The organism is Streptomyces sp. SID14436 (assembly GCF_010548465.1).
In the GTDB taxonomy this organism is placed as follows: domain Bacteria; phylum Actinomycetota; class Actinomycetes; order Streptomycetales; family Streptomycetaceae; genus Streptomyces.
On the sequence record NZ_JAAGMD010000321.1, the window covers coordinates 14662 to 41392 of the forward strand.

Genomic DNA, 26731 nt, shown 5'->3' on the forward strand with positions numbered 1-26731 from the left:
TGCGGGTCGCTGGGCCCGCCCATCCGGGAAGTCAGCGCCTCGGGCACAATCAGGAGCCGTGCCCACCCCTCCTGATCCCGCAGTCCTGTACCCCGATGTCGCGGCCTGCGGCAGCCTCGCCGCGGCGCTCCGGGCCGAGGCGGAAGGCTGCCTCGCCGGTGTTCCCGTCACGTCCTCGGACTCTGATCCGCTGCTTTACGCGACCGTCACAAGCATGCTGCCGCACCGCGAGCCGCTGCAGATCAGCGTATGGTCGCACGAGCGGCGGTGGTCGATCCGCGGCACGGAACCGTTCCAGACCCTGTCCCTCATTGATGGCAGGACGGACGACCTGGCGGAGGTCGCCAGGGCCGCCCGGGCCTGGCACGACGGTGAGCCGCTGAACGGCATTCGCCAGGCGGCACCCTTCGTGCACCTGACTGGCCGGTTCGAGGTGCCCGATCTCGATTCCGCGCGACTGGTGGAATCTGAGTGGCAGAGCATGCGCGTGGAGGCGAGCGGGCTGGACTACGTCTGGCAGAAGACGTACCAAGCCCTGATTGAGGCGGCGCACGCCGAGCCGGCGCTTCGTGCCCTCTACCCGTTCACGAGCCACTGGGCGTTGCGCTTCTCGACCAGCACCCGCCCGCACCTGACCGTCGTCGGACCGTGCCTGACCGCGGGCAGCGACGGCATGTACGGGGTGGGGACAGGGTTCATCACGCCGGACCTTGGCCTGTTCGCCACAGCGCACGAGGCCGTGGCGGTGGCCGTGCACCATATGCCGTCCGGCCTCGGCCCGGTCACGCTTGGCGGATGACCTTGCCCGACAGAGGGGCCGTGTGGGTGCAACCACCGCCCGCATCGCCCCGGCACTGGTGACAGAAAGGCTGCCGAACAAGCACTTGTGACAGGTCGAATGCCTCGTTGGTGACAACCAGGCTGCCTCGACCGTCCCCATTCACCACTTCAGCCGGTCCTGCTGGTGACAACTACCGTGCTTCGGCTCAGAGCCCGGGGCGGGGCAGGTGGTTGACCTCGGTCGCCCTCACGCGCTGCTTGCCAGCACGGGACTCGGGGCGGAAGGCGGACGCGGTGCTGTGGGACGTCGACCGTCGCGTTTCTGCCGCCTTTGACGCTCTTTCAGCTGCCATACTAGATTGAGTCCCCGATCAGATAACAGAGTCCGCTTGTAGAAGGGAGGCTGGCATGCTGCTGACGACCGGTCAGGCGGCAGACGAACTCGGCTGTGCGATCACCACCTTCCGCCGCCTCGTGCATGCCGGCCTGCTGCCAGGCCTGTCCCGCCGTGGCGTACGCGTCATGATCCCCCTGGACGCGGTCCAAGCCCTCGCCACCCGCCGTCGCGCCCCGCTGGAACAACTGGACGTCACGGAGATCGCTGTGTTGCGGGTCGACGCAGCCCGCCCGGCCCCCGAGCCCGACCGGCGATGGATCGGCTTCGCCGCCACCCTCACCCCCGACGACCTGCTCAAGGCCCTGCGCGGCTGGTGGCGCTGCGACCCGGTAAGCGTCGCGGCTGGGGGAGTACTCCCCGTGACCCTGTCGGGCTACGTCGTCGCCGTCCTGACCGGCCTGCAGGCATGGGAAAAAGACTCAACCGGCCGCCACACCTTCTCCCAGGCTCGCCTGGCCGGCTATATCACCGACCTGGCCGCACCCCGCAGCACCCTCACCTCCGGCAGGGATGGTGATCAACACCTTGCCGAGTTGCTGCTGGGTTCCCGCCTGCCCTCCGACTCCGGCGGGGCGATCGCCTACGTCACTACCCGTACCGCCAACTGAACGCCAGGCCCGGACAAGGAAGCCCCTCATGGACGCACAGAGCTACAACGCCGCGCTCGCCGACCTGCGCGCCGTGCGGGACCAGATCAAGAAGGCCCGGGCGGCGCTGGCGAAGCTCGAAAATGACCGGGCTAGGCGGATCGCCCAGGTGGCCTCCTACGAGAAGGCCAAAGCAGAGCGGATCGCCCCGGCCGCCGGGCTGAGCGTGTCCGACGTCGTCGCCCTCGTTCCGTCCCTGGCGCCCGACAGCCTCACCGCGGAAAATGCCGAGGTGCCGGCTACCGCCGCGCCTACGCTGTCCGAGGACGCCGAGCTGGAACTGGCCACGCAGCCCGCCGCAGTGGCGCCCGCCCTGCGTACCGCGCGGCCGCAGGCCGCCCCCTCCGAAGCCCCCGCGGTGACGGCAGCCGCGGATGCGCCGCGTGCTCTTCCCTCCATCCCCGAGGGGGAGACGGGCGATGCCTGGTTCGCCCATACGACCGGCCTGGCCTCCACTCGGCCGAACTTCACCCAGCAAGCCCGCTCCACCGTCTTCCTGGACACCGACACCGGCGTGCTGGTCCATCGCAACCAGACTCACCACCTCGACCTCGGCACCAGGTCGGCCGCGGACATCCTCACCGCCGTCTTCCACACCATCCCCGAGGGCGTGGAACGGATCTACATCACCGCCGGCGACCCCTGGCACCGCGACGCCGACCGCTACCCCTATCTTCGCGATGCGGTCGCCGCCTGGCTGAACGCCCCCATCCCGGGCTGGCGTACCGACACCGGCCGCGGCCGCGACCGGATGGCCGGGCACTTCGTCCACGCCCGCAACCCCGTCGGCCGCTACCAACGCGACAGTGGCGACAGCCACGTGGAGATCCGCTCGGTGGGGGAGTGGTTCGACACCAACGGCGACGACCCCGCCACCATCCGAGACGCCTTCGTCCTGCTGTGGCAGGCCCTGCGCCGCCACTGGAACGACGCCGTCATCATGGGCTCCCCCTCCCAGACCGGCCGCGACCTGTGGACCCGCACCATCCCCACCCGCGGCCAGCACGCCGACGGCTACCCCGTCCTGTCCGAAGAACTGCGCGGCCTCCTCCACGCCACCGCCGGACAGGGCCGCAACGAACTCATCACCCCACCCCGCGTCCCCGACGAACTGCCCCAACTCGTCGAATACGACCGCACCTTCGCCTACGCCAAACACACCTGGAAATCCCCGGTCGGCACCCCACGCCGCATCACCGCCCACACCTTCGCCACCTGGAGCGAGAAGGAACAGATCCGCGCCCTGTACGGGTGCGGCCACTGGCAGGTCCGCGTGACGGTCCCCGACGCCTGGAACCACGTCGGCCTCCTGCCCGCCCCCGCCCCCGGCGACCGCGCCTGGCACTACCCGGCCAGCCCCGGCACCACTTTCACCACCTGGGCCAGCGGCCCCGAACTCCATGCAGCCCTGACCAACCCCATCCAGCCGTGGAAGATCGAAATCCTCGACGGCATCCTGTGGGACGACGGCAAACCGCTCGACGACTGGGCCAAGAGACTCAAGGAGACCTGGAGCAACCTCTCCGCCCAAGCCCACTTCCAGGGCGACCCCCAGCAGGCCCGCGCCGCCCACCTCGCCTCCCGCGCCGTGCGCTCCATCCTGCTGTACGGCATCGGCGCCTTCGCCCAGCGCCCCCGCATGGTCACCGGCACCACCCCCCGCACCATGGAGCGCGACGTACCCGCGGACGCCGAGATCATCGGCTTCGACGACAACGTGATCACCTGGCAGAAACCCACGGGCTTTGCCCGAGACCCCAACGCACATCCTGAATGGGCTGCCGCCATCTGGTCCGGCGCCCGCGCCGCCCTCCTCACCCAGCGCCACCGTGATGACGACACCTACGCCGGAGCCCTCCACACACCCCCCGGCACCGTCGTCGCCTTCCGCACAGACGCCCTCTATCTCACCCAGCCCCACAACTGGCCCTACCACCACCAGCCCGGCGACTACCTCCTCAAAGGCAACCTCACCGGCCCCTTGGCAGCCCCGACCACCGAAGAGGAACTTCTCACCCTGCGGGATGCCGGACGTGCCGCCCTCACCAGTGACCGGGAGACCTGATGGCGCCCCCGCCCCGCCGCAGCACTCCAGGCCGTCGGCACCCGTTGAACGAGGCCGCCCGACTGGCCGACCGACTCCAGCAACACGGCTACACCAAGCGAGACATCGCCCGCATCATCAACCGTGACCCCTCGCTGGTCTCGCAGTTCTACACCAAGAACAAAGGCGCCGCCTTCGTCACAGCCCTGCGCGAAGTGCTCACCGCCGCCGAAACCGGCGGCATCACCGACCTGCCCGAACTGGCCGCCATCGCCGCCCGCCACACCCGCCGCCGCACCACCGCATCCGGCGCCCGCGCCCGCGTGCGCACCAAAGCCGTATTGATCACCCCCACCGGCTCCGGCACCGGCCGCGTCGGCGCCCAGGCCATCGCCTCCGGCTCCGCACGCCTGCGCCCGCTCATCGCCGAAGCCGCCCGCCGCGGACTGCGCCTGGCCTTCACCGTCCGCCTCGCCAAGACGAGCTACCGCCACCCCTCCGGAAGCAGGACAGATTCTCCCGGCATCCGCCGCGACGTGATCCAGCGCGGCGACCACAGCGAAGAACGCTCCTACGGCTCCGCCCAGACCGGAGGCTTCGACGCCGCCGACTTCGCCCGCCGTGTCGACGCCGCCGGCGGGGACGTCACCCAAGCCGTACACCAGTGGCTTGTAGAGACCGGACGCATCCGTCCCGACGCTCAAATCCTCCACCTCGAAGTACGAACCTGGCGTCCGCGCTGATCTGCTGGTCGCCGATGCGTCTTCAACCTCGAAGCCGCGAGGGCCGGGCCTGCCGCCGATCAGCTGATCTGTGCGTCGGCTTGGGGCCCGGATTCCTGTTCTGACGCCTGGGCGGAGGTGTAGTAGACGGAGCGGCCCTGCCTGGTGCGCTGAGCCTGGCTCTTGGCTACAAGCCCTTCCAGAGTGGTACGTACGACAGTTGTTTTGAAGGTCCGTTCGGGGTGGGCCTGGCCGAGCGCGGTGGTGATCTCCGCTGCAGAACGCGGTTCGCTCTGCTCGGCGAGGTGGCGGCGGGCCAGGTCGACCAGGGTGGGCTGATCCGCCGTCGGGGCTGCAGCCGTCTTCCTGCGGGGGCGGCCGGTGGATTTCTTCGGCGTCTTCTTGCCGGGGGCAGTGGCGTTGTCGCGGGGGCTGGGCACTGCGGGAGAGCCAGGCACGGCTGTGGGCTGTTCGGCGGGTGCGGGGACGACGGCCAATGCCTGCTGCATGCTCACCAGAACCGTGTGGTTCTGCTGCAGTGCTGCCAACTCCTTCTGCAGGAGGACTATTTCGGCGTTGACACGTTCTTGTTCCTTCAGGTTGTGCTCGAGGTCGCTGGTCACCTGGGCGGCATACTGCGAGGCGAGGTCTTGGGTGGTGGTCGCGGTTTCGGACATGGTGTCTGCCTTTCTCGGAGTGCAGCCGGAGCGCGTGTGAAGGGAGAAAGCCCGTTGAGGGAAGGGGGCAGTGTCTTCCCCGGGATGTCGTCGCTGTGCTGCGGGTGCTGCTCGAGGTCTTCGGTCCGCAATAGTACGGACGAGCGGCATCGCTTTGTCCCGTGCCCGTTTACCGTGCTGGACAGTGAACTGCGGACAGGTGATCGCAGCGCAGCCATGGTGTTCACCCCGTAAGGGCCGACTGCCAGAGAACCTCGTCGGAATCACGGCCGTACCGCCATGAGGTCAGGATGCCGGTCCTCACCAGCCTGTCGAGCAGTTCGGCGGCCTGATGCCGGGATTGCCCGCTCAACCGGGTCAGGTCCTCCATGTCGGTACGGTGACAAATCCCGGAGGACATGTGCGCGGCCAGCGCCAGGGTGAACAGCTGCAGGGCAGGCGGGGAACAGGCCGGCAATCGCTCAAGCACCGGATGAAGCGCCCAGTGAGCGGCACGGCGGCGCGCAGCGCGGCCGGGCGCCTGGTCCAGCAGGGCGGCATCGAGGAGCTGCACCTCCGAGGCGGAAGACCCCGGGCTCGACGTCCGAAGCAAGTCCGCGTATTCCAATTCGGCCCACAGCTCCTTGCGCCCGTGCAGACGCATGCCCCGCAGCAGACCAGCAGGAATGCGGACCTGGCCGCGGCTGTTGACACGCAGCGCGCACTGCAGGGCCAGAAGCCGGGCCGCGGGGGATACGAAACGGGGGAGCGCGGCAGCGAGGTAGGTGAGCATCTCCCGCACACGCAGCTGTGCGTCGGACCCGGCCTGTGCTTCGACGAGCACGGGATCCGGGCGACGAACAGACGGACGCTGAGAGCGGAGCAGCGTGTCGGGGACAACGGCTGTGTGACGGGTCACTGCTGCGCAGGCGGCACAGGTGTCGGCCAGGCGCCAGGTGCGGCCGCTTCGGTCACGGGTGAGAGCAAGCAGAATGCGGCCGGCGCAGCCTCGGTGCCGCGGATGCCATGAGCAGCCGCGTTCCCGGCACTGACAGGTACGCAAGTGCACGGGGAGAGCATCAGCGAGGGCATGACGAGCCAGATGGGCCAGCGCAGCCGACCGCGCTGAGGTGGCGCTGAGGGACGCAGCATGGACGGTGCAGTGGGCGCAGATCAGGCTGGCCCCGCCCGAGCACGGACGCAGTTCCACTGACCAGATACGAGCTGCGGCATGCGCCCCGGCAACCCTCATTGGCTGGCTGACCTCCTGCCGACTGTCAGTGCCGTCTACGGCCGGTGCCGCTGGTGCGGCACCTGGACGAACGCACGGTAGTGCAGATTCCTGCACCGTGAATCACCCCACCCGACAAATAGTGCAGACCTCTGCACTGACAGGGCGGATCTCTGCACCGTCGGATGATGGGGTGACGATCTTGCCGCCCGACCCCGACCTCACCGCGCTGCGCATCCAGCTGGCGCGCCTTCGGGCCGAGCGCGGCTGGTCCTTCGACGAACTAGCCCGCCGCAGCGGCCTGGCCCGGCGCACCCTCATCGACCTCGAACACGGCCACACCACGGGCAGCGTCACCACCTGGCACTCCCTCGCCCACGCCTTCGACGTGCCGCTCGAAGACCTGCTGAGCACCATGTGCTCCAGCCACACACCCCCCGGACCTCAGGCGCCCAACAACCCCTGACCAGGGCGAACACACGGCACAGCGAATCACCCGAATCGACGAACAAGCACCGAACGCTCATCGCACACTTGATGACCCGTTCGGGCACGCTGAGCCGACCGAGGGACACCCCCGCGCCACCGCAGCCAACGGCCACGCCCCGCCTGACACGTTGCCCTCATGCGCCTCCACACCCAGCCCCCGGCCCGCCACCGGGACGCCAGCCCCCGCATCTCTGCACACCGCCCCCTGCAGATCGCCACCAACAGCCCCAGCCGCCGGCTACGCACCGGCCAGACCGGACGCTGCGGCAACTGCGGCAACTGCATCGACTGGTATCACCGCACCGACCGCCGGCCCCTCGCCCTGCACCCCGCGGAAATCGCCACCACCGAAGTCCCCGAAGACTGCCGCCGGCACCCCAGCGGCGGCATGGCCCACCCCCACGACGACGGCAGCGGCTGGTCCCGCATCCCGCACGCCGTCCTGTGCCCCCGGCTTGACGTAGACCCCTGCGCTACCGGTTTGCTCCTCGTAGCACTGCGCCGTCGGCTCACCGTCCACCACGCGCCACACATCCGCACCCAGTCGGCACCCTCCGCGCCGCACCAGCGGCGGTGACAGTGCCGCACCACGCCCTGGAGATCACCCTCACACGCCCTGTGAGCCCGGAAGAACTCGACGCCGCCTGCCGCACAATGCCGCTCGCCGCCAACCACAGCTCCACCCGCCTGATCGCGCTCGTACCCGCCAAGACCCCCGCCCGGGCCGCCCACAAGCTGCGCCGACGCCTTAAAGGCCAGCTCCCCATCGACGTGATCACCACGCACTACCCAGACACGAACGGACACGTGCTGCTCAACGTGGCCCTCCCGCCAGCCGCACACGCATCCCTCCACACCGCAGCACTCCGAACAGGACACAAGCCCGAGGGCCTGGACAAGGCCATCCACCGGGCCCTCGCCGAGCACACCGATCAGGAAGTGCAACGCCTCGAGCGTGAAGTGCGCCAGCTTCTCGCCCACACGCTTCCCGCTCATCTCCTGACCGCCATGGGACGCGCGCTCGCCCACAACACCCAAGGAACCACAACATGAACCCGACCGACGAGCAGACCGCCGCAGCCGACGCCTTCGCCCAGGGCGACCACCTGTCGGTACAGGCCGGCGCGGGCACCGGCAAGACCACCACTCTGGCCCTACTCGCCCACACCACCAAACGCCGCGGACAATACCTCGCCTACAACCGCGCCATCGCACAGGAAGCCGCCACCCGCTTCCCGAGGAACATCCTGTGCAAGACCGCCCACGCCCTGGCCTACGCCGCGGTCGGCCACCGCTACACCCGCCGCCTGAACGCACCCCGCCGCCCGGCCTGGCAAACCGGACAGACCCTCGGACTCACCAAATCCCTCCGACTCGGCGACCACAACGTCACCCAAAAAGCCCTCTCCAACGCCACCCTGCGTACCGTCACTCACTTCTGCCACACCGCCGACGAGGCCATCACCCACCACCACGTCCCACGCCTGCGCGGACTGGAAGACCCAGCCCTTCACGCGCAACTCGCCGCTCACGTCGTGCCCTTCGCCCGCAAGGCATGGAGCGACCTACAACACCCCTACGACGGCGCGGTGCGCTTCGACCACGACCACTACCTCAAGATGTGGGCCCTCACCAGGCCACGGATCCAGGCCGACTTCCTGCTGCTGGACGAGGCCCAGGACACCAACCCCGTCGTCGAGCAGATCTTCCTCAACCAACGCGACCACGCCCAGCTGGTCATGGTCGGCGACTCCGCCCAGGCCATTTACCACTGGCGCGGCGCCAAAGATGTCATGACAGGATTCGACGGCACCCGGCTCGCCCTGTCGCAATCCTTCCGCTTCGGCCCAGATCTCGCCGCGGAAGCCAATCGGTGGCTCCGCCTCGCCGACGCCCCGATCCGCCTCACCGGCACCCCCAGCATGTGCACCGAACTAGGGCCCGTCGCACAACCGGACGCCGTGCTGTGCCGCACCAACACCGGCGCCATGGCCCAGATCATGGCCCTCATGGCCGCCGGATACTCCGTCGCCCTGGCCGGGGGAGGAGACAGCCTGCAAACCCTCGCCCTCGCCGCCCGCGACCTGAAAGAAGGCCGGAGAACCCAGCACCCCGAACTGACCCTCTTCCCTACCTGGGGGGATCTGCAGGACTACGCCTCCCACGACCCAGCCGGACGCGACCTACAGCCCCTGGTCAACCTCGTCGACACCCACGGCACCGACGCCATCCTCACCGCCGTGGCCCACCTCGCCCCCGAGCCACACGCCCAGATCACCGTCTCCACCGCCCACAAGGCCAAGGGGCGCGAATGGCCGCGCGTAATGATCGCTGACGACTTCGCCCGCCCCCAGGACAACCAATACGGCGACCGCCCCGGCCTTCCGGCACCACCCGACCCCATCGACGATGCCGAAGCACGGCTGGCCTACGTAGCCGTCACGCGCACCCGTCGACGCCTGGACCTGGGAGGCCTGTCCTGGATCCACGACCACCCTGACGGCCACCACGACCTGCCAGAGCCGCGCTCCCAGAACGAGACCTCGAAACGGCGTGATAGTGGAGAGACAGTGTCTCCCAGCTTCGCCAATCGAGGGTCACTTGGCTGAAGCCTTGGGAGCCCTTGGCCGCGCAGGCCACCGCCATTCACTGAGCCTTTCCAACCTCACGCTGATGCGTGGTGAAGGACGAGGACGGCCTTTGATGGCGGCCATGGCCCGCTCGCCGAGGCAGCGGATTTTGGCGTGGGTGGTGTTGTGGCGACGCTTCCATCGCTTGAGGCGGCGGCCCCGAAACGGCACGCGGACGGGTCCGCCGGCGCCTTGATATGCCTTGTACGCCCAGCATTTGAGCTCCGCATCGGCGAGGGCTTCGATGATGCCGTGCTGCCGCGCGGCGGTCAGGTCGTGAGTCGAGCCGGGCAGAGCCGGCGAGGTCCAGAGCAGCCGTCCGAACGGATCGGTGAGGACTTGGACGTTCATGCCGTGGCGTTTGTGTTTCCCGGAGTAGTACGGGGTGTCGGCTGCGATGCGGTTGATCGGCAGCAGGGTGCCGTCGGGGATCACGAACGCCTTCGTCCGGATCGTCTTCATCGCCTCGGCCAGGGTACGGGGCGAGGGCGGCCAGGGCCTCGACGGCTTCACGTATGTAGCGGTAGACGGTCGCGATCCCGATGTCGAACCCGGCAGCGAGCTGGGCGTAGGTGTCACCGCACCGTAGATGGGCCAGGGCGAGCAGTGCCTGAACGTGCGGCGGGAAGACGCCGCCACCGAGTTCCGATCTCCTGCCGCCGGGCTGTCAGTTGTCCGGTCAGGAACCGCAGGGTGCGGCTGGACAGATCAATCGAGGACGGGTAGACAAGCACGCGAAGCTCCTGGCGGATAAGGGTGATCTTGGTCGAGAACCCGTCTACCAGGAGCTTCGTCGTTGCGCAGGACAGTGCAACTCGCGGTCAGACACCGCAGCTCGACAAGGGCTCACTGCCCCATCGTGGCCGATGGGGCGCTGGTGGAGTGGGGACCTGCGTCGGTGTGGCGTGCCGCGGTTTCCCACGAAATCCGGTGGAGTCTCAGCGGCCGGAAGTGGTTGGGTCCTGCTCAGTGCTTCGCTGACACGGCCCGGCACAGTGCGAGGCGCAAGGCCCGAGTCGCAAGGCGGTCTAGGCCGTTTCTTTCAGATCATCGGATCGTTGGTCTGGGTGTGTCGTTGACTGACGCCCAGTGGGCCCGCATCGAGCCGTTGTTGCCGGACCGGACCCCTCGGCGGGGTGGTCGGTGGCGTGATCACCGGCAGGTGATCGACGCGATCGCGTTCAAGTACCGCACCGGCACCCCGTGGATGGACCTGCCCGAGCAGTTCGGGTCGTGGAAGGGCGCGTACAACCGGCTGCGGAAGTGGGCCGCCGACGGCACTTGGGAGAAGGTCTTCACCGCCCTGCTCGCCCAGGCCGACGCCGAAGGCGACCTCGACTGGGTCGTCGCAGTCGACTCCACTGTCGTGCGCGCACACCAGCACGCCGCCGGGGCCCGTCAAAAGGGGCCCCGGCCGGCGAGCCGGCTGACCATGCCCTCGGACGGTCCCGCGGCGGACTGACCACGAAGATCCACCTCGTCGCGGACGGCGGTTGCCGACCGCTGGCGTTCGTCATCACGCCGGGTCAAGCAGGTGACGCACCCGCCTTCGAGCAGGTCATGGCCCGGTTACGGGTGCCCAGACGGATCGGCCGCCCCAGGGTCACGCCAGACGTGGTCCTGGCCGACAAGGCGTATTCGTCCCGGGCGATCCGCCTCCATCTTCGACAGCGGAAGATCCGAGCGGTGATCCCGCAGCCGGCGGACCAGGCTGCGAACCGCAAGCGACGTGGTCGGCTCGGGGGCCGTCCCCCGGCCTTCGACCGCGAGACCTACAAGCAGCGCAACACCGTCGAGCGGTGCATCAACAAGCTCAAGCAATGGCGCGGCCTGGCCACCCGCTACGACAAGACGGCCACCATTTACCTAGCCGGACTGCACCTCGCCGCCATCTTCATCTGGTCGGCGAGGTGATCCGAAAGAAACGGCCTAGCCCGCGCGTTGTCGAGTGATGGAGGTTATCGCGGTGGCTGGTTATGGGGCGCTTTCCGACGTTTACGAGTGGCTGATCGGGGACGACAGGTTGACCCCCGCCAAGGCAGCCGCGGTTTACTACAGCGATGTCATGGGCTCTCTGCCGCCCAACGCGCGCGTCCTCGACTGCGCGTGTGGAACCGGCCAGCTCGCCGTCGGTCTCGCAAGTCTTGGCCTTGACGTGGTCGCCACAGATGCCAGCAGTGGGATGGTTCGCCGGACCGAGAAGGCCGCCGACGAGCAGGGTGTCTCGCTTCGAGCCCTCCGCGCGAGCTGGGACGAGCTGCCCGACCACCTGGAGGACTCCACGTTCGATCTGGTGTTCTGCGTCGGCAACTCGCTGGGGCACGCCGAGGGCGCAGCCGGGCGCCTGACCGCACTGGAAGCGATGTCGCGGCTGCTGAATCCGGGCGGACGCCTCGTGCTCCACTCACGCAACTGGGAGCTCGTGCGCTCCGCCGGCTCACGGGTAGACGTCCGCGATCGACTCATCCGCCGCAACGACCGCGATGCGGTCGTCAGCTACTACTGGCAGATCGAGCAGCGCTGGGAGCAGGAACACTTCCTCGAGATCGTGGTCGCCCAGATCGAGCCGGATGGGTCAGTGCGAGCCTGCTCGGAGCGGTTGTCCATCTGGCCCTACCGGTACGAGGACCTCGTGGCGCAGTTGCAGAGTGTCGGGCTCACGGTGCAGTCCACCACCTTCGACCCCGAGAACGATGGATACCTGGTGGTCGCCAGCCGCGACCAGGCGCGAGGCACGTCTGAGCCGACGCGCTGATCCGCCTTTCGTCGTCGTTGCCGACCTGCCGGCTCGCGACCGCCCGCAGCCCGTCCTCACCTTGCATCTGACCTGCTCAAGCGGAGGTTGGAAACAGCTCAATGATCTTCGACTTCTCGCGAAGAGATCCATGAATGATGGCCCCCGCCTCCCGGCGGGGGCCATCTTCGTGCCCGGCAACGAGTTCCTGAAAAACGCGAAGCATGGGCCGGCCCGGGCTTCAGGGGGCGGGTTCGTACGTCACGACGGAGTCGGGGCAGTCCCTGGCAAGGCGGAGGAGGGTGTCGTGCTCGGCCTGGTCGGCCGTCAGCTCCCACCGCAGCTTCGTGCCAGTCCAGTCCTCCAGGTAGGTGCACAGGGCGCTCGCCGCCGGGGGCAGCCATTCGGCCGGGTCGCGTTTGCCCTTGGACCGGTTGGTCGTCGCGGTGACGGCGACCAGGGAGCGGGGCGCGGCCAGGTCGTTGGCGAATGTCTCGCGCCGGTCGGCGTCCCAGGCGTGTGCGCCCGAGGACCACCCCTCTTCGAGGGGCACTACGTGGTCCACGTCGAGGGAGCGCGGGTCGGCGACGGTGACCTCGTCGTAGTAGGAAAGCCACTCGCCGCCGGTGAGCTTGCAGCCCGCGCCCTTGGTCGGCGGTTCGACGGCCTCGGCGAGGAGTAGTTCCTCGCGGGTGTCGCAGCCGTCGTCGGGGTCGAGGCCGGACGTCCAGTGCCGGAACGCGGCCCGGTCGTAGCCGCCGGTGTGCTCGGGGCTGATGGTCAGCCGGTCGATGGCGTCGGCGAGCGGGATGCCGTCCGCTGCGTCGCCGGGTGCGCCCGGGGCGGCGGACGGGGAGGCGGACGCCGGTGGTTCGGGGTCGTCGGCCGCCGGCACCGCAGGGGTGCAGCCGGTGACGGCGAGGAGAAGCCCGGCGAGGGCGGGCAGGAAGGGGGCACGGCGCGGCATGCTCGAACTCCAGGGGAGGGGCGGGGCGATTCTGACCGGGCATCATGCTGCCCCATCGGCCTCGGCACTGGCGGTCAATCGGCCCTGCCCTCCCTCGCGCGGGGCGGCGTTCGAGGACGGCGGCCAGTCACGGTGCAGGGGGGCGCGGCCTGGGGACGGGCACGGGATCGGGGGTTGGGGAGCAACGCTTCGGCGGCAGCTACTCCCTGTCCGAGCTGAGTAGGCACCCCGACTGCGCCGTCAGCTACGCCACGCTCCGCAAGCGCGTGGAGGACGGGTGGGACATCGAGGAGGCCGCCACCACACCCGGCCGCCGCGGACCCGCAGCCACCTGGGGGTCGATAGCCGGATTCACACCGAAGGAGGTCCCCGGTCGTCGCCTCGGTCGAACGCTTTACCGCGGTGGCCGGCGGGCCGTCCTCTCGCGGAGGATCACCCGACCTACGTCGCCGAGTGCAGCGAAGACGGGGGCCGGGGAACAACGGAAACAGCCGTTAGCGCTTAGGACGTGTCTGACAATTGATCTCTGCGAAGCTGGGGTGTCCAAAGCGGGCGGAGGGGTCATGGGGATCGAGCTTGAGCTTCACTCGGGGCGGCCGGCGCGAAGAGGGGCGTCCCGAGCCACGTTGCTGCGGGGGTCTTACCAACATGGTGAAGCGTTGGCGCGGGTGCTGAGCAGGTTTGACCGCCATGGCTCGGGCAAGCTCGCCTGGGTAGATCCGTACGGCGACACGCTGTTCAATGAGCAAGAGGCTCAAGTTGCCGGCGGGGAGGCTGCCGCCCTGGCGAAGGGGTGCGACGACGAGCAGCAGAGGGCAGCCTTCGTCGACCTCGCCGAGCTTCTTGAAGCCTGTGCGGCAACGCCGGGCAGCTATCTGTGGTTCATGGGCGACTAGCCATAGTTGATCATTGGTCTCGTGGCTGGTCGTGGTGAGTTGACGGGTGCGGCGTGGGAGCGGATAGCGCCGCTTTTGCCGGCGCTGGACGGTCGGGGGCGGCCCTGGCGTGATCACCGGCAGGTGATCGATGGGGTGCTGTGGCGTTTGCGGACGGGGGCTCCGTGGCGGGATCTCCCGGAGCGGTACGGGCCGTGGCAGACGGTCTATGAGCGGTTCGCCCGCTGGGAGGCGGACGGAACCTGGGGCCGCCTGCTGGAGGAGGTCCAGGTCCGCGACGACTCCGTCGGGGCTGTGGAGTGGACGGTCTCGGTCGACTCCACGATCAACCGGGCACACCAACATGCCGCCGGTGCCTGCAAAAAGGGGGCGCCGGCGGGGGACGAACTGGAAGATCCGGAACGCACAGCGGCTGGCCAGGCGCTCGGCCGGTCCCGCGGCGGGCTGACCACCAAGGTCCACCTCGCCTGCGACGGCCGGGGCCTGCCCCGAAGTGCGGTCACCTCCGACGAGGTGACCGCCCGTCCTATAGGCCGGCGGGAAGCCAGTCGGTGCGCAGACGGACCCCGGGCAGGGGAGTGCTGACCGCCGTAAGCAGCCCTGACGGAGCGGGACCAGTCGTCTCCCCGAAATCCACATGACCGCCGGAGAAAGTCGCGCTGTCGAAATCCACATGAGCGCCAGAGAACGTCGCGCTGCCGAAGTTCACGCGGCCGCCGGAGAACGTCGCGCCGGAGAAGGCCACGTAGCCGCCGGAGAACCCCGCACCGAGGAAGCGCACGCTGCCGCCGGAGAACCTCGTGCTGGCGAAGTTCACGCGGCCGCCGGTGAACCTCGCAGCCATGAAGTCCACCTTGCCGCCGGAGAACGTCGCGCCGGGGAAGTTCACGTGGCCGCCGGTGAACCTCGCAGCCATGAAGTCCACCTTGCCGCCGGAGAACGTCGCCTGGTCGAAGTTCACGCGGCCGCCGGAGAACGTCGTCGAGCTGAAGTCCATGCGGCTGCCGGAGAACGTCGCCTGGTTGAAGCGCACGTGGCTGCTGGAGAACCTCGCTTCGCTGAAGTTCACGAAGCCGCGGGAGAACACCGCACTGCCGAAGTTCACGTTGCCGCCGGAGAACACCGCTCCCACGAAGCGCACGTTGCCGCCGGAGAACCTCGCGCCGGTGAAGTCCACGGCGCCGCCGGAGAACCTCGCGCCGGTGAAGTCCATGTTGCCGTCGATGGTGACCCCGGTTAGGTCGAGGTCGCAGCCTTGCCAGGAGCGGTGTGTGCCCTGAGGGATGCGGTAGTGGTCTCCGATGAGGCGCAGGATCGTGTGCCTGACCTCGCGGAAGGCGCGGTATCGGTCCTTCCTGTCTTGGTGGGCGTCGCGCTGGTCTGCGGGGGGTGGGGATCCGTCGGGCAGGTCGGGCAGGTCTCCGGGATCGGTGGGGAACGGCAGCCGGAGGTAGGCGCACAGGACGTCGATGCAGGTCTGGCGCAGGCTGTTGTCGGGGGCGTCGTCGGCGAGTCCGGCCAAGGCATGGACGCCGCCGAGGCGGACGGCGGGGGAGTCGGAGCCGAGTTTGTCGACGGCCTGGGAGAACCGTTCGGTGTGCAGGCGGGTGGCCTCGCGGTGAGCGCCGGCCTCGTCAACGCGCTGGCGGCGGTAGGCGACGACCAGGGCGACGAGGGCACCGGCTCCGGCGACCACGCCGAAGGAGAACTTCACCAGGTCGAAAAGGGTCGCGGCGTCCAGCTTGGCCGTGCTGTCGATCTCTTTGATCTCCAGCAGGTGGACCAGGCCGTAGAAGATGCCGCCCGCAGCCAGGAGCGCCGCCGCGAACGTGACGCCTAATGCCCGCCCGACCTTCCACAGCCGCAGTTCCCGTTCGCCCGGCGCGGGCCGCTGCTGCCATCGGCGGTTGCCTGTCATGCAGGAGGAGACACGGCGCACGCGCCCGTGGTTGCAGCGCCCCGGGGAGCGAGCTGTCTGTCCCCAGGTCTGACGGCAGAGACGCACGATCTCGGGGGAGGCGGCACCGTCGGCCCGACGGCACAGGTCGCGATCTGCCCGGGCCGGTGCTGCGGCCGGGCCGGGGCCTGAAGGCTGGGGCGTTTCGGCTTCGGCCGGGGCCGCACCCAGGGCTTGGCCGCAGGCGCGGGAACAGCGGCACGCGTCTGGGGCGCCGACGGCCGGTGCGCGCCCGCGGTGGGACGGGGCGAGGGCGCCGTGGCGCGCGCACTGGGCGGGGCGGACGGGGGCGTGCTGCGCGGCCGGCCGCCGTCGGTGCGCACCAGGGCGGAGCGCTGCGACGGCGTTGCCGACGGGGACGGAACGGCGCTCCCGGGCACGGCGAGCGGGCCGGGCGTCACGGTGGTGCAGCCCGTGAGGACCACCGGGACCAGGAGCAGGAGCGGCCGGGGGTTGTCGGTCTTCGGGTGCAGGCGCCCTGGAGGCGCAGCATGCCCACCGCGCGGCGACCCGGACGGCGTCCTCGTGGGCGTCGAGGAGCGCCTTCGCCTCCTCGTGGAAGACGGGCCCGCCGGCCTCCGGGGCGACGAGCTGGTTGAAGATCGGGCGTCGGGTCTTGACGCTCGGGTCCGGGGCCTGCCCGCCCAGCTCGTCGGCCTTGCCGTCCAGCCGCAGCGCGGAAACGAGGATGGCGTCATGCGTCAGCGTGTGCGCTGGTCACCGCAAGGAGGACACCCGGCCGGGCGCTGACCGCGCGGGTCAGGACGCGAAGGGCGGGACGTCGGCGGGGGACAGGTCCGGGCGGGCGCGGTGCCAGCGGGCCGGGTGGCGCCACCGGCCGGACGCGTCCCGGGCGACGTCGACGCCGACCTCCACCACCAGCTCCGGCGCGACGAGGGTGACGTGCAGCGGTTCGCGCGAGCTCCAGCCGGCGGAGAACGTCCAGCCCGTCCAGGGATGCCCCTCGGGGGCAGGGCTGAGCAGAGTGGCCACGGCGAGGCCCGCCGTCCGGGGCAGGGTCGTGCTCCGGCCGCCATCCCTCGATCATCCGGTAGGCGTGGGCCCGCTTCATGTCCCACACCTCCGCCACGTAGTCCGCGAACGTCTGGTGCGTCTCCCGGTAGAGGCGGCCGCGGTTGATGACGTCCAGCGCCTTCCCGGCGACGATGACGGACCGGCGGAACCCGTGGAGCGCCTGCTCGCACGTGGCGAGGTGCGCGCGCTCCTGGTCGTTCAGCGGCCGCGTCACGCTCTCCGGGACGTCGTACGGCGTGGGGAGCTGCGTCACGGACACCGGCGTGGACAGGTCCGCGCCGGTCAGTTCGGCGACGACGCCCCCACCGGCGGCGGCCGTCCCGCGCGTGGAGAGGACATACTGCCCGGGCTCGTAGTCCCCGCCGAACACCCCCTCGTCGGCCTCGTCGTCCGGGTCGCTGACGGCCGAGGGGAGGTTCAGCGCAGGGCGGCGGCTCATGCTGCGCCCTCCCTCGGAAGAATGACGGCGGCGGCCTGGTCGTAGTCCCCGGCCGGGGCCGCCTCCGGCGCGTACAGCCGGATCGGCTGCTCAGCCAGTGGCGCCTCCGCCGCCCGAATGCTGCGCCGGATCGGGATGACGGCCGCCTCCGGGTAGTCCTCCGACACCTTCGCGGCGAGCTGCCGGGCAAAGGTCGACTTGTCCCACGCGGTCAGCAGGACCGCGCCGACGCGCAGCTTGGGGTTCGTCTTGCGCTGCACGCTGCGGATCGTCCGGTGAAGCGACGCCATGCCCTTCATGTCCAGGCCGCCGACCTTGATGGGGACCAGGGCCTCGTCAGCGGCGGTGAGCGCCGCCACGGTGACCAGCCCGAGGGACGGCGCCCCGTCGATGAGGGTCACGTCATAGGGGGAGCGTCTGCCGGCCTCTTCCGCCTCCTGGGCGAGCGCGGCCGCGAGTGCCTGCTCTGAGCCGATGGGCCGTTCGTACTCCACGCGCTGGAGGTCGGCGCCCGAGGGCACGACGTCCATCCCGGCGAACAGGGTCGGGTAGGTGGCCTCTGCCAGCGTGCAGTCCTCGAAGAACACCGATCGCAGCGAGTGCTGCGGGCTCCCTCCGGGTACTGCGGCAGCAGCCACACCGACAGGGCGGCCTCCTGGTGGTCGGCGTCGATGACGCGAACCCGGAGCCCGGCCGCTGCCCACGCGGCGGCGAGTTCCACGGTCGTTGTCGTCTTCCCGGCGCGCCCTTCTGGTTCACGACGACGAACACTCGGGGCGTGGACGCCTGCCGGAACGTCGGCGGTCCGAGGATCTGCGGACGCCAGGACTGATACGGGGTGTCGGCGTCCCACTCGGTGACGGTCTCCAGGCGCTCACCTGGAGGACTGTTCAGGGACGGCAGGGCCGTACGGAGTGATTCGGTTATGCCGGGGACGGTAACGCCCCGCCCCGGGCAGGAAGACAGCACCCGCCCGAGTACGCCCGAGCTGCTCTGGTTCATGGCGAATGTCCCACTCCAGACGGTGATCGCATCCTAGGACCGTCCGGCAGTGCTGTGCCGTCGCCTCTCAAGGGCGCTCCGCTCCGCAATGGGGGGCCGGGTGCCGCACGTGCGGACGGCCTGGTCCTCACCGGCCGGACGACGACACATGACGGCCCGCAGCCTCTCCCCGGGTGAGCCGACCAGCGGGCTTGCTCGCATCGTCCGCGTGTTCCCTCCCGGGAGACATAGTCCAGAGAGTTCCGAAGACGGCGATTGCCGGGTTCGACGTCCTGTCTAGCTGCCTGCAGAAACAAGATGAAGCTGCCGCAGCCCGAGGTCGAGGACTTTGACGAGGTCAAGGGCGCCAGGTAGCCGCACAAGCTCACCGCTGGGGTCCTCTGCCAGGGAAAACGCGGGCACGGAAGAGGCGCTAGGTGTGGGGCGACCCGCCCAACGCGTGGGGTACTGAGGCCCCAGGGTCGAGGTTTCCTGACATCGGTCGGCACCCTCTGACCTGCGCTTTTCGTTGTCGGTGGGCGCTGGTACGGGAGACCGTTCCCGGGTCGACGTCTCCTGACGGCCGAGCAGCCCTGTTTATGCGGAGGGTGGTCTTCCGTGTCGATGCCGCCCTCTAGTCTCAGAAGGACCTCGTCACACGACGAAGGGGACCCTCCCGAGCGCTTCCTACGGCATTACTCGGGCCGGTCCCCCTGTCGCGTCGACGGGTGCAACTCCAACCCTTCACAGAGGAAAGAGGCAAACCCTTGACAGAAACCGACGGTACCCGACGGGTCCCCCCCTCTGAAGCTGCGCAGCCCCAGGTGCAGGGCGTCGATCCCACGGTGCGTTACGTCACCCGGCACACCACCGCCGGGCTCCTCGTGACCCTGGCAGTGGTGGCCCTCCTTGCCGTGCTCGGCTACAACGGGGCCGCGATCGCAGCCGCCGGGGTCGGGATCGGCGGCGGGCTGGTGGTGCACTTCCGCGGCGCGCTGGTTCAGGTGCACTTCCACCACCGGCGATAGCACGCCCTGCCGAACATCAACCGGCAGAAGGGAGAGGGGGCCCGTCCGCCTGGCGGGCCCTCTCGCCTGATGTACCACAACGGCGCCGCACTCCGGGACCAGGCGGCCGCCCGGCCTGGGATGCGGCAGCACCGGTCAGCGCGGAAGGTGGGCCGCATGGCGATCATCGTGCTGCAAGAGATGGACAAGCAGATGCCGTCGGACTTCGGCCTGGGCGCGGCGGCCTCGTTCATCGCGGCGGTGCACGCGGCGCCGGCTGACCCGGACGTTCCTGGAGATCCGGACGACCGGACGTTCTGCGGGAGGCCGACCCTCGGCATGGAGCCGGTGCCCTACGAGCCTGCGGGCCCGGGCGCTCCCTGGCTGCCGCTCAACATGCGCGGGTGGGAGTGTCCCGACTGCGCGGCCGCGCTCCGGACATAGCGAAGAGCCCGCAGCCGAAGCCGCGGGCCCCTTGTCATGGCCGGGACTGTCATGACCTCCGGTGATCCGACCGACTGTCATGACCTTCAGGCGCGGCGAGCACCAGGGCGGACAGGTTGTCGGCGACGGCGGCTGCAGGGGCCTGGTCGGTCCTCATGCGGGTGTCCCTCCGGTGGGAGGTGCTGAGGGCGGTGTCAGGTTCTCCGCAGGTTGTGTCGGGCCTGGTCGGAGGCAGTCACAGCACCCGCAGCGGCTCGACGTCGGTGGGGAGCGGGCGCATGCCCATGTGCAGCCCGGCCCGCTCCAGGTCGACCAGGAGGTGAATCTCGTCGTCCTCGTAGGGCCAGCGGGCCACGGCTCCGTCGGTAAGCAGGTGCGCGAAGGTGCGACTCGGGAGGGTGTAGCCGACCTCCAGCGGGACCGAGGACGGGCGTACCTCGAACGGCGCCTGAATGGCTCCGTGGAGCACGTGCGCGCCCAGGACGGGCATGGCGGTGCTGCGCCATGCCGTGACCGGCTCGGTCCACTCCAGCAGGCCGTCGCAGTCGGCTCCGTGCTGGGTCATGTCCAGGTGGGCCACGAACGGGGCCGTGAGGTCCTGGAGGCGGGCGGCGTTGCCCGCGCGGTCCGCGTCCGCGCCGGGTGATGCGCCGACCTGGATACGGCGCCGGGCGACCCGGCCGTACGTTCGAGCGTCCGAATACGGCAAAGGGGCGCTCCGGACTCCTTGAGATGGCTAGCGTTTCTACCTGATGTGATCCATAGGGGGCGGGATGCGGACGACGTTGCTGCGCAAGGGTGAGAACACGGTGCTGTCGGCGGCTCGGACGGTGCTGCAGGTGTCGGTGCATAGGCTGTCGGCGGATGTGTCCGCGCTGCTGCTCGGCGCCGACGGCAAGGTCCGTGGTGATCACGACCTGGTCTTCTACAACCACCCTGCCCAGGACGGAGTATCCGTCACGGATACGGCGGTCACCGCTGACCTTCCTGGGCTGCCGGCCGACGTGCACCGCGTGATCGTGGTGGTGAGCGCCGATCCACTGCAGCCCGGAGCCGTCTTCACCCGAGCGCCTCGACTGTCGATCACCCAGAGCGGAGCGACGTCGGCGTCGTTCACCGCGCCGGACTTCGCAGCGGGGGAGACAGTCGTGGTGCTGGCGGAGCTGTACCGGCGCGGGGACGGCTGGAAGGTCCGGGCCGTGGGCCAGGGCTATGCCTCCGGCCTTGCCGGCCTGGCCACCGACTACGGGGTCGATATCGACCCCGAGCCCACCGCTGCGCCGCTGCCTGCGCAGACACGCGCGATGGCGGGGCAGTCCGCCTCGGTCGGTCTGACGAAACTGCAGCGGCAGGCCCCAGGTCTGCTCGCCCCCGCGCGACAGGCCGGCCAGGCCCTTGCAGACCGGGGACTCACGGGACGGCGGGCCGCTGTCTACCTGATCCTGGATCACGACTGGCACATGGAAGAGCTCTATGAGTCGTTCGCCGTGCAGGCCTTCGCGGAACGCGTCCTGGCCCTGTCGGTCAACCTCGACGACGACGGCACCGTGCCCGTGATCTTCTCCAGCGGACGAGAGCCGTTCCTCGAGGAGATCCGCCTGGACAACTACCGCGGCCGCATCGGACAGCTCCACACCCAGGTCGACTGGGGCTGGGGCAACGTCGCCGACGCGATGCGCCGCGCCATCAGCCACTACCAGGAATCCGGAGCATCGGACCCCGCCTTCATCGTGACCCAAGTCGGCGACGAGCCCTGGGACAAAGCAGAAGTCCGCTCCATGCTCCAGAACACCGCATCCCTGGGTATTTTCTGGCTCTTCGTCGGCTTCGGCCGCGGCAAGCTCGCCTTCTACAAGAACCTCAACGCCTCGACCTCGGCCACCTTCACCAATGTCGCCTTCTATGACGCTGGCAAGAACCCTGGATCGGTCCCCGGAGAACGGTTCTACACCGGCCTGGTCGACGCCTTCGCTACCTGGCTGCGATCGTAAAAGGACGTGTGTGTTGACCTGCCTGTTCGTCGTCACCCGACGAGGGCGAGGTTGTGCAGGCGGGCGATGCCGAGCATCGCGTACTAGCCTCGAAGTTTCGTGACGGGCCGCCGACGGAGTCGGTGGCCCGTTTTCGTGCCGTGGGCTGAGGTTGTGCAGGCCGGGGGCCCGAGTGTCGTCTCGGGGTGGCGCCGGGTTCCACTGCTCCGGGTGGTGTGGTGCTGTCGTAGGGACGGGAATCTGCTGGTCATCCGGGGTTCGGCAGGAGTGCGAGTCGGTCGAGGGCGGCGGTGATGTGGCTGGTGAAGGGCCAGTGGCCAGCCAGGCGGAGGATCCGCCGGCGGCCGGTGGTCACGAGTTGTCCGGCCGCGGAGAACAGGCGGAGTCGCAGGCGTCGGGGCTCCCAGAGACGGGCCTTGCCGGTCAGGGCGAGCATCGGCATCCAGGCCAGCAGGTCGAGAGCGATCTGCACGATCTCCAGCCAGATCCGGTTCTGGGCGGTGCGGTGCAGGGGCAGGTTGCGCAGACCGGTGGCCCGGGCGGCCCGGATCCGGTCCTCTGCGCGTGCCCGCAGCCGGTGACGGAGCTCAAGCTCGGCGATCGGCCGGCCGGTGGTGTTGGTGGCAAAACACGTCAGCCTCATGCCGTCCGCGTCCGTGAGTCTCAACTGTGCCCCGGGGTGAGGTCGTTCCTTCCGGACGATCAGCCGCATGCCCTTGGGTCAGCCGTCCAGAACATCGCCGGTGAGTTCGGCGACCCAGGCGCCGTCCCGGATCTCGCCGTCCGCCTCGACGGCCGGTGTCCAGGCCGAGGGCGGCACCTTCAGGACATGCTGGTGGATCGCGTCGGTGATCACCATGCCGACCGAGTAGGACAGCCACCTCCCACGTTGGGCAAGCCAGGACACGAAGTCGTGGGTGCCGCCCGCGGAGTCGGTGCGGATCAGGGTCCGACGTCCACGCCGGTACTTCTTCGGCAGCTGGACCAGGGCCAGTTGGACGGCGGTGATGTGGTCGGAGGCGGTGTTCGAGCCCGCGTTGCCCGGCCTGAGCAGGCCGGCGACCGGCTCACCGGTGCCACCCTGCCCATGGTCGACGAAGGCCATGAGCGGGTGGTGGCCGAAGGTCCGCTTCCAGGTCGGGGCCGCGTCCTCCTTGTCCGAGTGCGCGACCACCAGCACCCCGTCGAGGTCCACGGTCACCGACCCGCCCGCATCAGGCGCGTGGCCGTCGGCCAGCTTCCAGACCCGCTCGCGTGCTTCGGCCCGCGCGGAACGAATCGCTGTCAAAGCCTTCTCGCCGGAGCCGGTGAGGGTGTCGACGAGGCGGGAGACCGTCGGGTCGGAAGCGACCGGCCCGAACACGGCCGGCTCGGCCCGCAACATGCCGACATCCGCGAGGCAGTCCCCGCCCAGCGCGACCGCCAACGCGACATCCAGAAGGACCTTCCCGGGATCGTGCACCGCCCGAGCCTTCCGCCACGGCGCCAACGCCGCAGATATCGCGGTGTCCAAACCGGCCTTGCGGACCGCCTCGACCAGCAGAACGCCCCCGGCCTGCGAGACCACCGCCCGGCCACCACCCTCGACGCGGACACGCGGATACGACCCGATACGCTTCTTCACCTGGAGAGTGCTTCTTTCCATGCAGCCAACAGGACCCTCGACAAGTCCCATCGTTGCAGGTCAGGAGCACTCTCCGCTTATTTGATCAAGCCTCGGACACCCCACCTCGTGAAAGCGCGAGGCTAGGGAGCAGGTCCTTTGCCTCTTCTTGCGCTCCGTAGAGCTCGCCCGTGTCGTAGTCGGATGATCTCGCAACACTCTGGAAGGCGGAGAGGACCGCACTGCAGTTGGCAGTGCGGTCCTCATGGGTTGCTCTGGGCGGACGACAGCTAACTCTCGGAGGCGGTCCCGGAGGTACGGGAGCCGGAGCCGCCCGCCTTCGGCGGGGCCCATGTGGGCTTGGCAGTGGCCTCGGCAGGGTCCGGTTCGTCCAGGGTCAGTCCCCAGGCTCCGTCATCGCCGATGCGGGCCTCGAGTTCTTTTGTCTGGCCGCTCTTGGTGAAGTAGAGGACCACGACCTGCCGCACCGATCCCTCGTCGTAGAAGTCTGCCGTCACCTCTCCCTTCGCGGCGGCGCTGAAGGCTTTGACCCAATTGCGGGCCGTGGCCTTGGCGTCCTTGTCGTCGACGGCGAGCGTGGCCAGCCCGCGGGCGTCGCCGTCCGCGAGCCGCCACACTGCCTTCTGCACGGTTTCGAGACTGCCGGTGGAGGGGTAGCCGACGACCCGCAGCGGCGGATGATTGCTGTAGTCCGTTTGGTAGCTGAGGGATGCGTCGTCCGACGTGCAGCCTGTCAGGAGTGAGCCGGCGAATGCGGCGGCCAGTGCGACGGCGGTGAGTTGTCTACTCCGCGCCATGATCAGGACCTCGCTCTCGGACGGAGGATGGTGATCCGCTCGATGTAGTTCTTCTTGCCGCGGTACCGCGCGACGGCGGCCGCGAGGCTCGTCCTGTTCGAACTGCCGTGCTGGATCAGCTGGAGTCCGTGCCGCTTGCGTTCGACGATGGCAACGTGGTTGTAACCACGCTCCTTTTTCCATTTGAAGAGCACGAGATCTCCCGGCTTTGCGGAGTTGGCCTTAACGTGCTTGGCGCCGCGGTAGCGGATCATATGACGGCGGAAGTTCTCGGTCGCGGCCCACGTATAACTCTTGTTCTTGACCTTGCCGAAGAGGTAATACTGCTGCCACCAGGCACGGTCATGCTTACGCCCACCATGACGGGTCTTCATCTTGCCGCCGTAGTACAGCGCCTTCGACACGAAGTTGGTGCAGTCCTGGCCGTATTCCCATCGGGTCTTGATATTCCGGGAAGCCCATTTGACCGTCCCAGAGCCGGACACCTGCGCGGCGGCGCGCTTGACTCGCCATGCCGCCGCATGGGCGGCCGGTGCGGGCCCTTCGAGGGGCAGACCGTCCGCGTCAAGGGCGATCGGCTCGTCCGGAACCTCACTGATGGGTCCCAGTGTCTCGTCGAAGGTTTCCAATCCGTTGGGGGCCGAAGCTGAGGCTGAGAGCACGGTTTCCGCCGCCAGGGCATCCGCCTCGACGTGGAGAAGGGGAGCGCCACTGTTGGTACTAAAGGTGAAGCGCTGTTCCCGTCGCCCCTCTTCGATTTCACCCTCGCCGCCCGAAGCGTCCGAATCAACCGGGTCGGTCACGTTCTCGCTCGTCAGTACTGCCGAGTCCTCAAGGACGGCGCGCAGGAAGACCGCACCGTTGTCGTCGACACCCACCAGGACGTCGGACAGCTTCGTCGCCCTTTCCGTATATCGCTGACCGCGATTGGTCAACACGTCTCTCGCCTCGGTGAGGTCCATGGCCTGAGCGCCGAGCAGGTCTCGGAACGCCGCTCCACGGGAGCTCGCGGCGAGCGCTGCCTCAGAGGTCGGATGCTTGCGGGTAAGAATCGCGTTTCGGGCATCGACGTACTGCTGCACGATCTGCCGGTAGGAGGCTGCGCCCCCCGGAACCGCCGCTGGCGTAAGTGCCTCTGACGTTGTTCCGGGACCCGTACCGTGGGAGGTACGCGCCGTTACCGTCACCCTGTGCTCGGTACCGTTCTTGAGCCCGTCTACAACGATGTGGGCGTCATGGGTGGTAGCTCTGCCGGCTTCGCTGCCGTCGGACTTCGTGACGACGACTTCGTACTCCGCGCTGTCTGCTGACGACCCCACGTCCAGCGGCGGGTTCCAGGTCGCCAGGAGCCCTCCGTCACCGGGGGTCACCCGCACGTCCTGTGGCGCCCCGGGTGCAGCCGGGGGCACGTACGTGATGTCGAGTCGTGGCCTCTTCGCTGAGTCGGTGCTGCGGCTCGAGTGGAAGGTAATGCTCGATGCGGTGGAGGTGGCGGGACGGCGTATGGCGATCCCCTCGCCTTCCTGCTCGTCGATCCAGGACTGCACTAGTGGCCCGAGATCCTGGGCGTCAGCGGGCGCGGATTCGGCAAACGGGGCGTCGTCCAGCACGTCCAGCAGGCCGGCGCCGGTGTGGGGCGTGGCCCAGGGCTCGTGCAACTGGTACAACTCCACCGGCCTTTGTGCACAGGCTCCCGCGCCGCAGTCGGACGGACTCAGCACGAGCCGAGCCCGAGTCACCCTGGAGCCTTGCGGGATCCTGGCGAGGTCCGGCTTGAGCCAGACCGCCCGCTCGCTGTCCGCGGCGCTGCCCACCACCAGCTGCCCGTCCATGACCGCGGGACAGCCGCCGTTCTCACAGTCCTTGGTGCCGACCGGCACAGTCGCGTCCGTGAGTGAGGAGCCTGTGATTGAGACAGACGTGGTGTCCGGCGCCTTCGGGTCGCCTGCATCGATGACGGTGAACTCCTGCTCGTACGACCAGGCTGAGCAGCCCCGGTCGGCGCAGGCGCGCATTGACCAAAGATAGTTCTTTCCGGCTTGCAGTGTGGCTTCGGGGACGCGTGCGGCCGCGCGCTGTCCGCTGTCCACCCAGGTCTCCGGGAGGTGCACTCCGGGGAGGGTCTTCCCTTCGGTGTCACGCAGGACGAACTCGGCACGTACGCGGCCCTGATCCGGACTTGAAACAAGCCCTGACAGCAAAGGGGTGAGGGACTGCGTGGCTCCGGTTTCCAGTGCTTGTGGCATGTCCGGCACGCCGCCGG

24 protein-coding genes and 2 pseudogenes are annotated in these 26731 nt (G+C 69.1%); 15 read left to right on the plus strand and 11 right to left on the minus strand.

Translation table 11 applies throughout. The features are described 5' to 3' along the window. Positions 1–58: 58 nt before the first annotated feature. From G3I53_RS11295 to G3I53_RS11310, 4 genes are all read left to right on the plus strand, one after another. A complete protein-coding gene (locus tag G3I53_RS11295) occupies positions 59–799 on the plus strand; it encodes a DUF6193 family natural product biosynthesis protein (RefSeq protein ID WP_164334199.1) in 741 nt (246 codons plus the stop codon). Positions 800–1188: 389 nt separating this feature from the next. Then, positions 1189–1785 (plus strand): helix-turn-helix domain-containing protein, encoded by a 597-nt coding sequence (locus G3I53_RS11300; protein WP_164334200.1) that lies wholly within the window; start codon positions 1189–1191, stop codon positions 1783–1785. A gap of 28 nt (positions 1786–1813) precedes the next feature. Next, a complete protein-coding gene (locus G3I53_RS11305) occupies positions 1814–3889 on the plus strand; it encodes a hypothetical protein (RefSeq protein WP_164334201.1) in 2076 nt (691 codons plus the stop codon). Then, complete coding sequence (locus G3I53_RS11310) at positions 3889–4611, plus strand: helix-turn-helix domain containing protein (RefSeq protein ID WP_164334202.1); 723 nt, start codon at positions 3889–3891, stop codon at positions 4609–4611. The genes G3I53_RS11305 and G3I53_RS11310 overlap by 1 nt, the downstream gene beginning before the upstream one ends. Positions 4612–4670: 59 nt before the next feature. Here the strand turns inward: G3I53_RS11310 and G3I53_RS11315 are convergent, their stop codons facing one another. Together G3I53_RS11315 and G3I53_RS33785 are read right to left on the minus strand one after the other, a co-directional pair. Continuing rightward, positions 4671–5267, minus strand: a complete 597-nt coding sequence (locus G3I53_RS11315; RefSeq protein WP_164334203.1) for a hypothetical protein — start codon at positions 5265–5267, stop codon at positions 4671–4673. Between the two features lie 223 nt (positions 5268–5490). Further along, positions 5491–6090: a hypothetical protein gene (locus G3I53_RS33785; RefSeq protein WP_239063771.1), complete on the minus strand. Its 600-nt coding sequence runs from the start codon at positions 6088–6090 to the stop codon at positions 5491–5493. A 580-nt stretch (positions 6091–6670) separates the two neighbouring features. On the opposite strand from G3I53_RS33785, the gene G3I53_RS11325 reads away from it, so the two are divergent. The 4 genes from G3I53_RS11325 (at position 6671) to G3I53_RS11340 (ending at position 9575) form a co-directional block, all read left to right on the plus strand. Beyond that, entirely contained in the window at positions 6671–6943 is a 273-nt protein-coding gene (locus G3I53_RS11325) for a helix-turn-helix transcriptional regulator (RefSeq protein ID WP_164334205.1), read from the plus strand. Positions 6944–7102: 159 nt separating this feature from the next. Continuing rightward, on the plus strand, positions 7103–7543 hold the full coding sequence (locus G3I53_RS11330) for a DUF6083 domain-containing protein (RefSeq protein ID WP_164334206.1): 441 nt from the start codon (positions 7103–7105) through the stop codon (positions 7541–7543). Next, entirely contained in the window at positions 7540–8019 is a 480-nt protein-coding gene (locus tag G3I53_RS11335) for a hypothetical protein (protein WP_164334207.1), read from the plus strand. The genes G3I53_RS11330 and G3I53_RS11335 overlap by 4 nt, the downstream gene beginning before the upstream one ends. Continuing rightward, positions 8016–9575, plus strand: coding sequence for a UvrD-helicase domain-containing protein (locus tag G3I53_RS11340; protein WP_164334208.1), 1560 nt, complete (start codon positions 8016–8018; stop codon positions 9573–9575). Before G3I53_RS11335 ends, G3I53_RS11340 begins: the two co-directional genes overlap by 4 nt. A gap of 90 nt (positions 9576–9665) precedes the next feature. Here G3I53_RS11340 and G3I53_RS11345 read toward each other — a convergent pair. Further along, positions 9666–10330: pseudogene (locus G3I53_RS11345) on the minus strand (transposase family protein); the annotation flags it as partial. Positions 10331–10650: 320 nt separating this feature from the next. Between G3I53_RS11345 and G3I53_RS11350 the strand changes: the two are divergent. Continuing rightward, a protein-coding gene (locus G3I53_RS11350; protein ID WP_230229936.1) for an IS5 family transposase occupies positions 10651–11510 on the plus strand; the annotation gives its coding sequence in 2 pieces (ribosomal slippage) (positions 10651–10999 and positions 10999–11510; 861 coding nt in all). A gap of 37 nt (positions 11511–11547) precedes the next feature. Next, complete coding sequence (locus G3I53_RS11355) at positions 11548–12351, plus strand: class I SAM-dependent methyltransferase (protein ID WP_203591842.1); 804 nt, start codon at positions 11548–11550, stop codon at positions 12349–12351. A gap of 220 nt (positions 12352–12571) precedes the next feature. Here G3I53_RS11355 and G3I53_RS11360 read toward each other — a convergent pair whose 3' ends face one another. After that, complete coding sequence (locus G3I53_RS11360) at positions 12572–13297, minus strand: HNH endonuclease family protein (RefSeq protein ID WP_164334209.1); 726 nt, start codon at positions 13295–13297, stop codon at positions 12572–12574. Positions 13298–13956: 659 nt separating this feature from the next. Between G3I53_RS11360 and G3I53_RS11365 the strand changes: the two genes are divergently transcribed. Both G3I53_RS11365 and G3I53_RS11370 read left to right on the plus strand, forming a co-directional pair. Beyond that, positions 13957–14193, plus strand: a complete 237-nt coding sequence (locus G3I53_RS11365; protein ID WP_239063772.1) for a hypothetical protein — start codon at positions 13957–13959, stop codon at positions 14191–14193. A 21-nt stretch (positions 14194–14214) separates the two neighbouring features. Beyond that, on the plus strand, positions 14215–14778 hold the full coding sequence (locus tag G3I53_RS11370; protein WP_343240601.1) for an IS5 family transposase: 564 nt from the start codon (positions 14215–14217) through the stop codon (positions 14776–14778). Here the strand turns inward: G3I53_RS11370 and G3I53_RS11375 are convergent. From G3I53_RS11375 to G3I53_RS33790, 3 genes are all read right to left on the minus strand, one after another. Then, positions 14720–16111 (minus strand): pentapeptide repeat-containing protein, encoded by a 1392-nt coding sequence (locus G3I53_RS11375; RefSeq protein WP_164334211.1) that lies wholly within the window; start codon positions 16109–16111, stop codon positions 14720–14722. The genes G3I53_RS11370 and G3I53_RS11375 overlap by 59 nt on opposite strands. A gap of 798 nt (positions 16112–16909) precedes the next feature. Continuing rightward, positions 16910–17143 (minus strand): hypothetical protein, encoded by a 234-nt coding sequence (locus G3I53_RS11380; protein ID WP_239063774.1) that lies wholly within the window; start codon positions 17141–17143, stop codon positions 16910–16912. Between the two features lie 477 nt (positions 17144–17620). Then, positions 17621–18262, minus strand: a complete 642-nt coding sequence (locus G3I53_RS33790) for a ParA family protein (RefSeq protein WP_343240595.1) — start codon at positions 18260–18262, stop codon at positions 17621–17623. Positions 18263–19372: 1110 nt separating this feature from the next. Here G3I53_RS33790 and G3I53_RS11395 point away from each other — a divergent pair. Both G3I53_RS11395 and G3I53_RS11400 read left to right on the plus strand, forming a co-directional pair. Next, positions 19373–19633 carry a hypothetical protein gene (locus G3I53_RS11395; protein WP_164335788.1) on the plus strand — a complete coding sequence of 87 codons (261 nt, stop codon included), beginning with the start codon at positions 19373–19375 and terminating at the stop codon, positions 19631–19633. 156 nt (positions 19634–19789) lie between these two features. After that, positions 19790–20056 (plus strand): hypothetical protein, encoded by a 267-nt coding sequence (locus G3I53_RS11400; protein ID WP_164335786.1) that lies wholly within the window; start codon positions 19790–19792, stop codon positions 20054–20056. A 235-nt stretch (positions 20057–20291) separates the two neighbouring features. On the opposite strand, the gene G3I53_RS11405 is transcribed toward G3I53_RS11400, so the two are convergent. After that, a complete protein-coding gene (locus G3I53_RS11405; RefSeq protein ID WP_164335784.1) occupies positions 20292–20765 on the minus strand; it encodes a hypothetical protein in 474 nt (157 codons plus the stop codon). Between the two features lie 64 nt (positions 20766–20829). Between G3I53_RS11405 and G3I53_RS11410 the strand changes: the two genes are divergently transcribed. After that, on the plus strand, positions 20830–22047 hold the full coding sequence (locus tag G3I53_RS11410; protein ID WP_164335782.1) for a VWA domain-containing protein: 1218 nt from the start codon (positions 20830–20832) through the stop codon (positions 22045–22047). A 247-nt stretch (positions 22048–22294) separates the two neighbouring features. On the opposite strand, the pseudogene G3I53_RS11415 reads toward G3I53_RS11410, so the two are convergent. The 3 genes and pseudogenes from G3I53_RS11415 to G3I53_RS33795 form a co-directional block, all read right to left on the minus strand. Further along, a pseudogene (locus tag G3I53_RS11415) lies at positions 22295–23671 on the minus strand (IS1380 family transposase). A gap of 269 nt (positions 23672–23940) precedes the next feature. Next, a complete protein-coding gene (locus G3I53_RS11420) occupies positions 23941–24468 on the minus strand; it encodes a hypothetical protein (protein ID WP_164335780.1) in 528 nt (175 codons plus the stop codon). A gap of 2 nt (positions 24469–24470) precedes the next feature. Continuing rightward, complete coding sequence (locus G3I53_RS33795) at positions 24471–26714, minus strand: amidase domain-containing protein (RefSeq protein ID WP_343240602.1); 2244 nt, start codon at positions 26712–26714, stop codon at positions 24471–24473. Positions 26715–26731: the final 17 nt, after the last annotated feature.